The following is a 12,132-nucleotide window of genomic DNA, read 5'->3' as shown; positions in this document are numbered from 1 at the left end:
GTCCGATGTCGCGGACGGCCTCGTGCCCGAGACTGGGACCGTGCAGCCCCGCCTCCGGTCGCGCGCGCTCCCCGCGCTCCCTGCGCTCGTCACGCTCCTCGCCCTCGCCGCCTGCACGCCGTCGACGCCCGCGCCGACCGCGGCGCCGAGCGCGATGACGAGCGCGGCGCCGTCCGCGACCCCCGAGGAGCCGCTCCGGGTCGAGGTGACGGCCGGCGACGTGACGCTGGAGGTGTCGGTCCCCGACGCGACTCCCGACGACCCGGGCGTGCACGTCACCCCCGACGAGCAGGCCGGCACGGCGACCGTGACCCTCGAACGGCCCGCGGTCGGCGATGCCGACCCGCCGACGATCACGCTGGTCTCGCGCGGCGCGTTCGAGACCCGCGTCGACGGCAGCGTCACGGTGCGCAGCGACGGCACGGCGATCGGCGGGCTGTCCGCCCCGCGGGGCGCTCGCCTGACGGCGGTCGACGGCTCGCGCCTGGAGGTCCGCGCGACGGGCGGCACGGACGACGAGGACGCCGGCGGCGCCGCGACCACCCTGGGCACCTCGGCGGTGGCGAGCACGGACTGGGGCGACCGCGAGGGCGGCCGGTCCCTCGCCGTCGTGCCGACGGGCTGGGCGCGCGAGGCCGGGCAGGCCGGCACGGACCTGGTCTGGGCCGAGCTGGTGGCGGCGGACCCGGAGGTCGACACCGCGACGATGCGCGACCAGCTCGAGTGCCACGCGATCGGCGCGCCGGACAAGGACTCGTGGAACCTGGAGCCGTGGCGGCCGGACGTCGGGCTGGTCGCGACCATGGCCGCGCGCTGCAACCCGACCTCCTGACCCCTTGACATATTCCGATATAGGCATAGGTTGGGCTCATGGCACGCGCAGCGACGACGACGGATGCGTTCAACGCGGTGGCCGAGCCCCGGCGCCGCGAGATCCTCGACGCGCTGGCGCAGCAGGAACGGGGCGTCGGCGAGCTCGCCGAGCTGCTCCACGTCGCCCAGCCCGTGGTCTCCAAGCACCTCAAGGTGCTGCGGGAGGTCGGGCTGGTCGAGGTCCGCGACGACGGCCGTCGTCGCCTCTACCGCGCGGACGCCCGGCCCCTGCAGGAGATCCACGCATGGGTCGGCCGGTACGAGCGGCTGTGGGAGGAGCGGTTCGAGCTCATCGACGAGCTGCTCGACACCCTGGACGACCCGCCGGGCACCCGCCCGGACCAGCCCCCGGAGCCCCGAGGAGATCGATCATGACCAGCACCACCACCGGCACCGCCGTCCTGACGCTGCCGAACGACACCGACATCCAGGTCGTGCGCCGGTTCGCCGCCCCCGCGGCCGACGTCTGGCGCGTGTTCACCGAGCCCGAGCTGATCGCGCGTTGGTGGGCCGGCAAGCGGGGCACCGTGACGAGCATCGAGATCGACCCGCGCCCCGGCGGCACCTACCGCTACGCGATGGAGGCCGACGGCGGGTTCGAGGTCGCGTTCCACGGCGAGTTCACCGAGGTGGTCCCGCCGGAGCGCCTGGTGCACACCGAGGTCTTCGAGGGCATGCCCGACGGCGACGCCGCGGCGACCATGAACACCTACACCTTCACGGAGGAGGACGGCGCCACCACTCTCACGCTCGTCACGCGCGCGCCGAGCAAGGAGGTCCGCGACGCGATCGTCGAGTCCGGCATGGAGGGCGGGCTGCAGGAGGGCTTCGACCTCGTCGACGAGCTCGCCGCGTCCCTCGCCTCCCGCTGACCCGAACGCCGAACAGGCGGTTGCACCGGTATGCGACCGGATCGAGGCCCGTACCGGTGGCAACCGCCTGTTCGACGCGGCGTGAGGTCAGACGGCGGTGTAGCCGCCGTCGATCAGCCAGTACGCGCCCGTGACGAACGACGCGTCGTCCGAGAGCAGGAACCGTACGACGCGCGCGACCTCCTCGGGCTCGCCGAGGCGGCCGAGCGGGTGCTTGGCGACGAGCGCCTCGCGGGCCTCGGCGGGAAGGCTCGACTCGACCAGCGGCGTCTTGATGTACGCCGGGCCGACCGCGTTGATGCGCAGCCCCTGCGGGCCGTACTCGGCGGCGGCGTTCTTCGTGATGCCGACGACGCCGTGCTTGGCGGCCGTGTAGGCGCCGTTGCCGAGCGCAGCGACGGTGCCGTGGATCGACGCCATGTTGACGATCGCGCTCTCGCCGGCGCCCCGCTCGAGCATCGCCGGGATCTGCGCCCGCATCCCGTAGAGCACGCCGTTGAGGTTGATGTCGATGACCCGGTCCCAGTCGTCCAGGTCGGTCTCCCCCGCCGGCGCCTGCTGGCCGCCGATGCCCGCGTTGTTCACGGCGTAGTTGAGCCCGCCGAACGTGGCCTTCGCGAACTCGACGGCCCGGGCGGAGTCCTCCTTCACCGCGGTGTTCTGCTCGAACGCCGCGGCCTCGCCGCCGGCGGCGACGATCTCGTCGGCCACGCGCTGCGCGGCGTCCAACCGGATGTCGGTCACCACGACCCGGGCGCCGTGCGCCGCGAGCTCCTTGCTCACCGCCTCGCCGATGCCCGAACCGCCGCCCGTCACGAGCGCCACCCGACCCGCGAGACTGCTGCCTGCCGCCATGTCCGTACTCCTTCGCACCACGCCCCGACGGGCAGGGACGCGGTCTGCGTGACGACGGCCCGGACGGGACGAACGACCGCCCCGTCACCTTCGTGAGGGAAAGGGCGCTGACCCTTCGACCGTAAGCCCGCGCGCCGGGCGCCGAGGCCCGCTCTCCCCCGAGAGTGACGCACTAGACGCCGGAGGCCTTCCGCGCCGTCCGGCGCACGGCGGCCTCGACGTCGGCGACGACGCCGGCCTCCTCGTCCGCGGTCAGCCCGGTGACGTGCGCGTCGGGCGTCGCGCGGAGCCACGCCAGGGTGTCGCGCGCCGTCTCCTCGACCGGTCGCGGCGCCAGGCCGGCCTCAGTCGCGGGCGCGGCGTCGTGCGCGGGCATCCCCGCGTACTCGGGCCGCGGCAGCCACAGCGGCAGCGACCGCTCCCCCGACCACGGCCGGACGCCCGCCGCCTCCAGGGCGGCGTCGTCCGCCCACACCCAGCGCGGCGCGGCGCCGACACCGCGCGCCACCGCGGCGAGCAGGTCGCCCACCGCGGTCACCGGCCCGACGGCGTCGAAGGTCCCCTCGGCGCGGCGCTCGGCCAGGTCCACCACCCAGGCTGCGAGGTCACGCACGTCGATCACCTGCACGGGGTCCGCGGGGTCGCCCGGCGACAGCACGTCGGCGGCGCCAGCCGGCACCCGACCCAGGCGCGCCGGCCAGTACGCGAACCGTCCGCTCGGGTCGCCCGGGCCCACGATGAGGCCGGGGCGCACGACGACGGCGGTGGCCGCGCCGTCGCGGACGGCGTTCTCGCACGCGACCTTCATCGCGCCGTAGGCCTCCGGGTCCCCCGCCCCGTCGACGTCGTCCGGCTGAGGCTCGCGCAGCCGCCCGACGCCGGGACCGCCCGGATCGGCGTCGTCCGCGTACACGTTGACCGTCGAGACGAACACCCAGTGCGCATCGGGCAGCGCCGCGACCGCGCGTCGCACGTGCGACGGGGTGCGCGACACGTCCACGACGGCGTCGAACCCCTCCGCCGCGAGGTCCTCCCGGAACGGTTCCGCGCGGTCCAGCGGCACATGCCGCACGCCCTCCGGCACCGTCCCAGACCGGCCGCGGTTCGCGGCCACCACCTCGTGCCCGCGCGCCGCGGCGTCCGCCGCGACCGCCCTCGACAGGAACACCGAACCACCCAGCACGAGGAGCTTCATGGCCCCACCCTGGCGCACCCCGACGCCGCCCGCCCCCGCCTTCCGCCCGCGGCAGAACGTCCGGGGACGCCGACGCGCTACCGTCCGTGCCATGACCGACGCGCTGCCCGACGGGCTGCCCCCATCCGTGCCCGTCCGCGCGGCGTTCGACGTGCTCGTGCGCTCCTCCCCCGCGGCGCTCGTGCACCACGCCGTGCGCTCCACCCTGCTGGCGGCCGACCTCGGGCGGCGGCTGGCCCTCCCCCTCGACGACGAGGTGCTCGCCGTCGCGGGTCTCCTGCACGACACCGGCCTGACCGCCGGCTTCGACGCGCACGCCGAGCCGTTCGAGGTCGCGGGCGGGAACGTGGCGTGGGCGGTCGCCGCGGGCGCGGGCTGGTCGGTCGACCGTCGCGACCGCGTGGCGCGCGCGGTCGTCGACCACATGCTCGACGACGACGACGTCCCGGCGGACGAGCGCCCGGAGGGGTACCTGCTCGCCCGGTCCACCGGCGCCGACGTCAGCGGCCGCGGCCTCGAGCACTGGCACGCGACGCTCCGCGCCGACCTGGAGGCCCGCTGGCCGCGGCTCGACTTCCGCGACACGTTCAGCGCCTGCCTCCGGGACCAGGCCGCGCGCAAGCCCGCGTCGGTCGTGGCCGCCTACGTCGCCGCGGGCGGGGCCGACCGGGTGCGCTGAGCGCCGCCGGGCGCCCGCCGCGACCTCACCGTCCGGACGCAGCCGCGGCACCACAGCCCGGCCGCCGGCACCCGCGATCACCAGCGCTGCGCGACGTCCTCCGCCCCACCGTCGAGGCCGTCGACGTCGAGGCGTGCGCCGTCGTCGGTCGTGATCCGGCCCGACCAGGTGCCGGAGCGCTGGTGGGTGGACGACGCCACGATGCCCGGCTGGGTGCGGCTCACGCGGTCGTGGGAGCTCGTCGTGGATCTTGCGGAGACGGCCGTCGACGAGCAGCCCGTTCTCGGTGGTCGCGCCGGCGCGCGTCGACGTCCCGCCGAGCTGAGCGGCGGGCGAGGCTGGCGCCGCCTGCTAGCGTCCGGGCGTGCCCGACTCCCCCGCCCCCGCCGTCACCTTCCGCCTCGCGACCCGCGACGACCTGCCGCGCGTCGTCGAGCTCATCGCCGACGACGCCGTCGCCGCCGCCCGGACCGGCGTGTTCGGCCCCGCGCACGTCGCGGGATTCGAGGCGGTCGACGCCAGCCCGAACGACGAGCTGGTCGTCGCCGAGCTGGACGGCGCGGTGGTGGGCTGCATGCAGCTGACGTTCGTGCCCGGCATCTCGCGCAACGGCGCGACGCGGCTCCTCGTCGAGGCGGTGCGCGTCGACGCCGCGCTGCGGGGTCAGGGCCTCGGCCGGGCGCTCATGGCGCACGCCCACGAGCGTGGCCGCGAGCGCGGCTGCGTCCTGGCCCAGCTCACGTCGGACAAGCAGCGCCCGGACGCACACCGGTTCTACCGGTCGCTCGGCTACGCGCAGTCGCACGAGGGCTTCAAGCTGCCCCTGTGACGTCGGGACCGGCGGCGTCCGCCGCGCCGGACGCCGCCGGGCGGCGCACGTCCCGGATGCCGACCATGCTCACCAGGCCGCCGAGCACGAGCAGCCCCGCGGTGACCAGCAGCGCGCGGTGGAACGACGCGACGTCGAGCACCCCGCCGAGGATGACGCCGGCGAACGCGACGGTCAGCAGCCCGGCCACGCGCGAGACGGCGTTGTTCACCGCGGAGGCGATGCCGGCGTCCGCGGGCGGCGCCGCCCCGAGGATCGCCGCCGTCAGCGGAGCGACCGTGATGGACAGGCCCAGGCCGAACACGAGCAGGCCCGGCAGCACCTGCGTGACGTAGTGCGCGCTCGCGTCCATCGTGAGGAGCAGCAGGTAGCCGGCGCCCGCGACCACCGGCCCGATCGTCATGAACCACCGAGCCCCGTACCGGGCGGCGAGGGTGCCGAAGCGCGTCGACAGCGCGAGCATCGCGAGGGTCGACGGCAGCTGCGCGACCCCGGCGGCGGTGGCCGAGTAGCCCGCCACCTGCTGCAGGAACAGGCCGAGCACGAACCCGCCGAGCGAGAGCGCCCCGTAGACGGCGAACGTCGCGACGTTGCCCCACGCGAAGTTGCGCGCGGCGAACAGGCGGGGCGGCATCATCGGGTCGCGCGCCCGCCGCTCGTAGACCACGAACGCGACCAGGAGCACCGCGCCGACGGCGACGGCGGCCCACGTCCGCTCGATGAGCCCGTACACGCCCGCCGCGAGGCCGGTCGCGGCGAGCACGGCGCCCGGCACGTCGAGCCGGCGCCCGGTGGTCTGGTGCACCTCGGGCACGGGCCGCAGCAGCACCAGCGTGACGACGACGACCGGCAGGTTGATCCAGAACACCCAGCGCCAGGACAACAGGTCGACCAGGCCGCCGCCGACGAACGGGCCCACGATCATCGCCGTCCCGGTCCACGCCGTCCATCGTCCGATGGCGCGGCCCTGCGCCTCACCCTCGAACGTCGAGATGATGAGCGCCAGCGAGCTCGGCACCAGCAGCGCCCCGGCCACCCCCTGCAGCAGGCGGGCGCCCACGAGGACCGGGCCGGTCGGCGCGAGCGCGCACAGCACCGACGCCGCGGCGAACCCCACCAGCCCCGCGACGAGCACCCGGCGCCGCCCGTACAGGTCCGACAGGGACCCCGCGAGCAGGATGAGCGAACCGAGCGTGACGAGGTAGCCGTCCACCACCCACTGCTGCAGGCTGAGCCGCGCCTCCCCCGAGCCGCCGAGCTCGTCGCCGATGGCGGGCAGGGCCACGTTCACGACCGTGCCGTCGAGGAACGACACGAACGAGGCCAGGATCGCGACCACCAGGACGCGGCTGCGCAGCCGCGCCTGCGTCGCGTCGGGCACGGACGGTGTGCTCACCGGTTCACGGTACGGCGCAATGCCGGTGACGCGCCCGCTGCGGCGCGCTACCGTCACCGACGTGAGCAGCGACGCGAGACCAGAGTTCCGGCGCACCGCCATCACCGACGTCCCCGCCTCGCGGCGCCTCGGCGCCGAGGCGTTCGGCGTCCCGTCCACGCCCGCACCCGACCCCGACCCGGCGGCCTGGCCCCTGCCGAACATCCGGCCCTGGGTCGCGACGGACGCGGGAGAGGTCGTCGCCGGGCTGGGCGTCCGGTCGTTCACGTCGTGGTTCCACGGCGCCCGGCTGCCCACCGCAGGCTTCGCGGGCGTCACCGTCGTCGCGGAGCACCGGGGCTCCGGGCTGCTCCGCCCGCTGATGGAGGCCGCGCTCGCCGAGGCCCGCGCGCTCGGCGACGTCGTCTCGACGCTCTACCCGTCGTCGGCGGGCATCTACCGCGGGCTGGGCTACGAGGTGGTCGGCGCCTTCGAGGACGTGCAGATCCCGATGGCGGCGCTCGCGGCCGTGCCCCGGCCCGCCGAGGGCGTGCGTGCCCGGCGCGCCACCGCCGCCGACGTCCCCGCCGTCCGGCGGGTGTACGAGCAGTGGGCGTCCGCGCAGAACGGGCCGCTCTCGCGCGACGAGACGCCGTTCACCATGGAGGCCGACGAGATGGTCGGGCCCGACGCCGAGTACACCGGCGTCAGCCTCGCGGTGCGCGGCGCGGGGGCGGACGAGGAGGTGCTGGGCTTCGCGAGCTGGTCGCGCGGTCAGGGCTACGACCGCACCAACACCATCGAGGTCGACGACCTCGTCGCGCTCGTCCCCGACGCTGCCCGCGTCCTGTGGCGTGTGCTCGCCTCGTTCACGTCGGTCGCGGGCGGGGTGCAGGTCTGCACGTCGGGCGGCTGGTCCGGCATCGACGTGTCGCGTCTCGTGCTGCCCGACCACGCGGCCACCTCCGCGCCGCGCCCGTACATGCTGCGCCTGCTCGACGTGCCCGGCGCGCTCGGCGCCTCCCGCGTGGCCCCGGTGACGGCCCGCGTCCCGTTCGCCGTCGTCGACCCGCGGACGCCGGACCTCGAGGGCGCGTGGACCCTCGAGGCGGCCGACGGCGCGGTGCGCGTCTCGCCCGACGACGCCGCGACCGCCGGCGACCGCCTGACGTTCACGTCCGCCGGGCTGGCCGCGACGTGGGCGGGCGCGCAGTCGACGGCGAACGCCCGGCTCGCGGGCGGCGTCTCGGGACCCGACGCGCACGACGCCCTCTGGGACGCCCTGTGGGGCGGTCGCCAGGTGCACGTGCGCGACTACTTCTGAGGCGCTCTGCCGTGCCCGGCCGCGCTCCCGCCTCCGCCACCGTGGCCCGCGCGCTCGCACCCCGGCTCGCGCTGCTCCTGCTGGCGGTCCTCGTCGCGCGCGTCGGGCGGCTGGCCGAGCACCGGCTCCCGGACCCGGTCGGCGACGCGCTCGGCGGCGTGCTGGCCGCGGCCCTCGTCGCCGTCCTCGTCCTGGTCGTCCGCCCCGGGATGCACCCGCTCGCGGCGGGCCTGACCGGGTTCGGTCTCTGCGCGGCGGTCGAGCTGCTGGGGCTGACCCCGCTGCCCGGGGCGCTCGCCGAGCGGTGGCCCGCCCTCGCCCCGGTGCTCGACCCTGCCTTCTCCCCGACGGCCCTGCTCTGGTCCGCGGTGGGCGCCGCCGTCGGCGGGACGGCGGGCGTCGCCCTCGTGCGCGCCGTCTCCCGGCGCGGGCGCGCGAGGACTAGCCGCCATACCTAGAGGTAGGTATGGTGACCGCATGAGCACGTCGACCGATGCGCGCGACCGCCTCGTCGCCGCCGCGCAGGAGATGTTCGCCGCCCAGGGCGTGGGCGCCACCAGCCCCCGCCAGGTCCTGGCAGCCAGCGGCGTGGGGCAGGGCAGCCTGTACCACCACTTCCCGACGAAGCACGACCTCGCCGCAGCCGCCGTCGGCGCCACCGTCGAGAGCGCGCTCACCGCGGCGCGCCGCGACCTGGAGGGCACGGCGCCGGCCCTCGACCGCGTCGTCGCCTACGTCGAGCGCCCCCGCGACGCCCTGGCCGGCTGCAAGGTCGGCCGTCTCACCAGCGACCAGGCCGTCATGGACGACGACGGCCTGCGCGACGTCGTCACCGCCTACTTCGTCCGCCTGCTCGACGTCGTCGCCACGACCCTGCGCGAGGCGGGCCTGCCCGACGACGCCGCCCGCGACCGCGCGCACGCCGCCGTCGCGATCGTGCAGGGCGGCTACGTGCTCGCCCGCGCCACCGGCGACCCCGACGCGATGCAGGCCGCCGTGCGCGGCTTCGTGACGCTCCTGACCGACCTTCCCGACGACCGGCACACCGACCCCACCCAGGAGACCATGTGACCTTCCGCGAGCGCCTGCGCGCCCTGCCGACCTTCCCGCCCGGGCTGCCGCCGTTCGGCGTCGACCTGGACGACCTCGCCACCGCCCCCGCCACGCCGCAGGAGCTCTTCGCGCAGTGGTTCGACGACGCGCTCGCCGCGGGTGTCGGCGCCCCGCACGCGGCGACCCTGTCGACGGCGGACGCCGAGGGCCACGTGCACGCGCGCACCCTCGTGATCAAGGACGTCACCGCCGACGGCTGGTGGTTCGCCGGCCATGCGACCAGCCCCAAGGGCCGCGACCTGGCCGAGAACGCGCACGCGGCGCTCACGGTGTTCTGGCGCGAGCTCGGCCGGCAGGTCCGCGTCACCGGACACGCCGCCTCCGCCGGCCCCGAGGCAGGAGCGGCGGACTTCCACGCCCGCCCGGACGGCTCGCGCGCGGCCGGGCTCGTCGGCCACCAGAGCGAGCCGCTGGGCTCCCGCCAGGAGTACTGGGACGCCTTCGCCCGCCGCCTCGGGGACACCCGCGAGGACCCGGCCGTCGTCGCCCCCTCCTGGACCGCCTGGGTGCTGGCCCCCGCCACCGTGGAGTTCTGGGCGGCGAGCGACGACAAGGGCCAGTCCCGCCTCCGCTACCGCACCGACCCGAGCACGACGGAGAACGACCCCACCTGGACCAAGGAGCTGTTGTGGCCGTGACGACCCCTGACACCGCCCGCGCGCACGCCCTGGCCGACGCGGACGCCGCGCTCGCCGCCCTGATCGACGTCGTCCGCACCCTGCCCGAGGGCGCGGGCGCCCACCCGTCGCCCCTGGACGGGTGGAGCCGTGGGCACGTGCTCTCGCACGTGGCGAACGTCGGCGCCGCGCTCGCCCGGCAGGCGGAGCACGCCGCGCGCGGCGAGAAGATCGCGCCCTACGACGGCGGACAGGCCGGCCGCGACGCCGCCATCGAGGCGGGCGCGGGCCGCACGGCGGCCGAGCACGCGGCGGCGCTCGAGGCCTCGCGCGCCCGTCTCGCCGCGGCATGGCCCGCGCCGGGCGACGCCCTCTGGTCCGCGCGGGTCGCCTACCGCGACGGGGTGCTGACTGACGCCCTGCTCGCCTGGTGGCGCGAGGCGCGCATCCACTCCGTCGACGCGACCGCCGGCCTCGGCGACCGCGCCCTCGGGTACGACGCGTGGGACGACGCGTTCTGCGCGCACCTGCGGGAGTTCCTCGCGGTGCGGCTCCCGGCGGACGGCGGTGGGCTCGAGCTCGTCGGCGACGCGCGCGACGTCGCCGCGTGGCTCGCCGGGCGCACGCCCGAGGGGGCTGTCTCGGCGCTCCGGGACGGCGTCGCCGTGCCGCTGCCCGCGCTCGGCCCGTGGCCGTCGTCGGCGGCGCCGAAGCCCTGACCTGCGGCGGCGCCCAGCGGTCGGTGTGACCCACGTCACTGCAGGTCAGGGGCTCGTGTGAGGTTGCTCTCATTCTTTGTGACAGTTTTCACGCGCGGCGTATGGTGAGCCGGTGACTTCGAGTGCTACGACTGCTGGGGCCCCCACAGGGGCCGACGTCGACGTCGTCCTCATCGGCGGCGGAATCATGAGCGCCACGCTCGGCACGCTGCTCCAGCAGCTCGAGCCGTCGTGGTCCATCCGGATCTACGAGCGCCTGGACGACGTGGCGCAGGAGTCCTCGAACCCGTGGAACAACGCGGGCACCGGGCACGCCGCGCTCTGCGAGCTCAACTACACGCCCGAGCGCAAGGACGGCTCGATCGACATCACCAAGGCGGTGGCGATCAACGAGCAGTTCGAGATCTCGCGCGAGCTCTGGCAGCACCTGCTCGCCACCGGCCGCCTCAAGGACGACTCGTTCCTCAGCAACACCCCGCACATGACGTTCGTGCGCGGCGAGAAGAACGTGGACTACCTGCGCCGCCGGTACGAGACCCTGCGCGTGCACCCCCTCTTCCGCGACCTCGAGTACAGCACCGACCGCGCGACCGTCGGCCGCTGGGCGCCGCTCCTGACCACCGAGCGCGACGCCGACGAGCCGATCGCCGCGACCCGCGCGACGTCGGGCACCGACGTCGACTTCGGCAACCTCACGCGCCAGCTCGTGGACGGGCTCGTCGCGAACGGGGCCGAGCTCAAGCTGCAGCACGAGGTCAAGAGCCTCAAGCGCACCAAGGACGGCCGCTGGCGCCTGCGCGTCAAGGACCGCTCGTGGAACGCGCGGAACCGCACCAGCACCGTCACCGCGAAGTTCGTCTTCGTCGGCGCCGGCGGTGGCGCGCTCCCCCTGCTCCAGTCGGCCGGCATCCCCGAGATCAAGGGCTTCGGCGGTTTCCCGATCTCGGGCGAGTTCCTGCGCACCGACAACCCGGAGCTCGTCGCCCAGCACCAGGCCAAGGTGTACGGCAAGGCCGACGTCGGCGCCCCGCCGATGTCCGTGCCGCACCTCGACACCCGCGTGGTCGACGGCAAGACGTATCTCATGTTCGGCCCCTACGCCGGCTTCAGCCCCAAGTACCTCAAGAAGGGCAAGTACCTGGGCCTGATCACGTCGCTGCGCGCCAACAACGTCACGTCGATGCTCGGCGCGGGCCTCAAGAACCTCGACCTCACGCAGTACCTCGTCGGCCAGCTCATGGCCGCGCCCGAGACCAAGTTCCAGGCGCTGCAGCAGTTCATGCCGACCGCCCACCCCAAGGACTGGGAGAAGCTGACGGCCGGGCAGCGCGTGCAGGTCATCAAGCGCGACGCCGACGGCAAGGGCGTGCTGCAGTTCGGCACCGAGATCGTCACGGGAGCCGAGGGCTCCATCGCCGGCCTGCTGGGCGCCTCGCCGGGCGCCTCGACCGCGGCCTCCGCGATGGTCGACCTGCTCGAGCGGTGCTTCCCGTTCCGGTTCACCAAGTGGCGTCCCGAGCTCGCCTCGGTCATGCCCAGCCTGGACGGCGTGCCCGCCGACGCCAGCACGATCGACGCGACGCCGGTCCCCGACTCGCCGTCGTACCTGCACGCCGACGGCGTCCTGGACGCCGCGGTCTACGAGTCGCAGGCGGACTCCCGCTTCTGAGCTCGACCCTCC

General features: G+C 75.4%; 14 protein-coding genes and 1 pseudogene. 11 read left to right on the top strand and 4 right to left on the bottom strand.

What is annotated here, in order from left to right; genetic code table 11:
• Positions 1-40 precede the first annotated feature (40 nt).
• The 3 genes from ACQP6G_RS09655 to ACQP6G_RS09645 are packed head-to-tail and all read left to right on the top strand — an operon-like array spanning position 41 to position 1,745.
• Positions 41-832 (top strand): DUF2599 domain-containing protein, encoded by a 792-nt coding sequence (locus ACQP6G_RS09655; protein ID WP_429764070.1) that lies wholly within the window; start codon positions 41-43, stop codon positions 830-832.
• Between the two features lie 38 nt (positions 833-870).
• On the top strand, positions 871-1,248 hold the full coding sequence (locus tag ACQP6G_RS09650; RefSeq protein ID WP_429764069.1) for an ArsR/SmtB family transcription factor: 378 nt from the start codon (positions 871-873) through the stop codon (positions 1,246-1,248).
• Positions 1,245-1,745 (top strand): SRPBCC family protein, encoded by a 501-nt coding sequence (locus tag ACQP6G_RS09645; protein WP_429764068.1) that lies wholly within the window; start codon positions 1,245-1,247, stop codon positions 1,743-1,745. Before ACQP6G_RS09650 ends, ACQP6G_RS09645 begins: the two co-directional genes overlap by 4 nt.
• An 87-nt stretch (positions 1,746-1,832) precedes the next feature.
• On the opposite strand, the gene ACQP6G_RS09640 is transcribed toward ACQP6G_RS09645, so the two are convergent.
• Both ACQP6G_RS09640 and ACQP6G_RS09635 read right to left on the bottom strand, forming a co-directional pair.
• Positions 1,833-2,600, bottom strand: coding sequence for an SDR family NAD(P)-dependent oxidoreductase (locus tag ACQP6G_RS09640; protein ID WP_429764067.1), 768 nt, complete (start codon positions 2,598-2,600; stop codon positions 1,833-1,835).
• Positions 2,601-2,772: 172 nt separating this feature from the next.
• The gene (locus ACQP6G_RS09635; protein WP_429764066.1) at positions 2,773-3,795 is read right to left on the bottom strand and encodes an NAD-dependent epimerase/dehydratase family protein; all 1,023 of its coding nucleotides are present in this window, start codon (positions 3,793-3,795) and stop codon (positions 2,773-2,775) included.
• 91 nt (positions 3,796-3,886) lie between these two features.
• Between ACQP6G_RS09635 and ACQP6G_RS09630 the strand changes: the two genes are divergently transcribed.
• Positions 3,887-4,474 carry an HD domain-containing protein gene (locus tag ACQP6G_RS09630; protein WP_429764065.1) on the top strand — a complete coding sequence of 196 codons (588 nt, stop codon included), beginning with the start codon at positions 3,887-3,889 and terminating at the stop codon, positions 4,472-4,474.
• Positions 4,475-4,551: 77 nt separating this feature from the next.
• Here ACQP6G_RS09630 and ACQP6G_RS09625 read toward each other — a convergent pair whose 3' ends face one another.
• On the bottom strand, positions 4,552-4,698 hold the full coding sequence (locus ACQP6G_RS09625; RefSeq protein ID WP_486606401.1) for a DUF2804 family protein: 147 nt from the start codon (positions 4,696-4,698) through the stop codon (positions 4,552-4,554).
• Between the two features lie 140 nt (positions 4,699-4,838).
• On the opposite strand from ACQP6G_RS09625, the gene ACQP6G_RS09620 reads away from it, so the two are divergent.
• Positions 4,839-5,303 carry a GNAT family N-acetyltransferase gene (locus ACQP6G_RS09620; RefSeq protein ID WP_429764064.1) on the top strand — a complete coding sequence of 155 codons (465 nt, stop codon included), beginning with the start codon at positions 4,839-4,841 and terminating at the stop codon, positions 5,301-5,303.
• Here the strand turns inward: ACQP6G_RS09620 and ACQP6G_RS09615 are convergent.
• Positions 5,287-6,699: an MFS transporter gene (locus ACQP6G_RS09615; protein WP_429764063.1), complete on the bottom strand. Its 1,413-nt coding sequence runs from the start codon at positions 6,697-6,699 to the stop codon at positions 5,287-5,289. The genes ACQP6G_RS09620 and ACQP6G_RS09615 overlap by 17 nt on opposite strands.
• A gap of 61 nt (positions 6,700-6,760) precedes the next feature.
• Here ACQP6G_RS09615 and ACQP6G_RS09610 point away from each other — a divergent pair, with 61 nt between their 5' ends.
• The 6 genes and pseudogenes from ACQP6G_RS09610 to mqo all read left to right on the top strand — a co-directional run.
• Complete coding sequence (locus ACQP6G_RS09610) at positions 6,761-8,002, top strand: GNAT family N-acetyltransferase (RefSeq protein ID WP_429764062.1); 1,242 nt, start codon at positions 6,761-6,763, stop codon at positions 8,000-8,002.
• 11 nt (positions 8,003-8,013) lie between these two features.
• Positions 8,014-8,460 (top strand): hypothetical protein, encoded by a 447-nt coding sequence (locus tag ACQP6G_RS09605; RefSeq protein ID WP_429764061.1) that lies wholly within the window; start codon positions 8,014-8,016, stop codon positions 8,458-8,460.
• A gap of 19 nt (positions 8,461-8,479) precedes the next feature.
• Complete coding sequence (locus ACQP6G_RS09600) at positions 8,480-9,073, top strand: TetR/AcrR family transcriptional regulator (protein WP_429764060.1); 594 nt, start codon at positions 8,480-8,482, stop codon at positions 9,071-9,073.
• Positions 9,070-9,753, top strand: coding sequence for a pyridoxine/pyridoxamine 5'-phosphate oxidase (locus ACQP6G_RS09595; RefSeq protein WP_429764059.1), 684 nt, complete (start codon positions 9,070-9,072; stop codon positions 9,751-9,753). Before ACQP6G_RS09600 ends, ACQP6G_RS09595 begins: the two co-directional genes overlap by 4 nt.
• Positions 9,750-10,451: a maleylpyruvate isomerase family mycothiol-dependent enzyme gene (locus ACQP6G_RS09590; RefSeq protein WP_429764058.1), complete on the top strand. Its 702-nt coding sequence runs from the start codon at positions 9,750-9,752 to the stop codon at positions 10,449-10,451. The genes ACQP6G_RS09595 and ACQP6G_RS09590 overlap by 4 nt, the downstream gene beginning before the upstream one ends.
• A gap of 109 nt (positions 10,452-10,560) precedes the next feature.
• A pseudogene (gene mqo / locus ACQP6G_RS09585) lies at positions 10,561-12,120 on the top strand (malate dehydrogenase (quinone)); the annotation flags it as partial.
• Positions 12,121-12,132: the final 12 nt, after the last annotated feature.

Source organism: Isoptericola nanjingensis (assembly GCF_050311635.1).
Taxonomy (GTDB): Bacteria; Actinomycetota; Actinomycetes; order Actinomycetales; family Cellulomonadaceae; genus Isoptericola; species Isoptericola nanjingensis.
This window is presented reverse-complemented; position numbering and strand designations above follow the sequence as displayed.

What these genes read in the sequence shown, in the direction of transcription:
- ACQP6G_RS09630 (WP_429764065.1), top strand. Translation starts at nt 3,887, where the DNA reads ATGACCGACGCGCTGCCCGACGGGCTGCCCCCATCCGTGCCCGTCCGC.
- ACQP6G_RS09650 (WP_429764069.1), top strand. Translation starts at nt 871, where the DNA reads ATGGCACGCGCAGCGACGACGACGGATGCGTTCAACGCGGTGGCCGAG.
- ACQP6G_RS09635 (WP_429764066.1), bottom strand. Translation starts at nt 3,795, where the DNA reads ATGAAGCTCCTCGTGCTGGGTGGTTCGGTGTTCCTGTCGAGGGCGGTC.
- ACQP6G_RS09600 (WP_429764060.1), top strand. Translation starts at nt 8,480, where the DNA reads ATGAGCACGTCGACCGATGCGCGCGACCGCCTCGTCGCCGCCGCGCAG.
- ACQP6G_RS09645 (WP_429764068.1), top strand. Translation starts at nt 1,245, where the DNA reads ATGACCAGCACCACCACCGGCACCGCCGTCCTGACGCTGCCGAACGAC.
- ACQP6G_RS09640 (WP_429764067.1), bottom strand. Translation starts at nt 2,600, where the DNA reads ATGGCGGCAGGCAGCAGTCTCGCGGGTCGGGTGGCGCTCGTGACGGGC.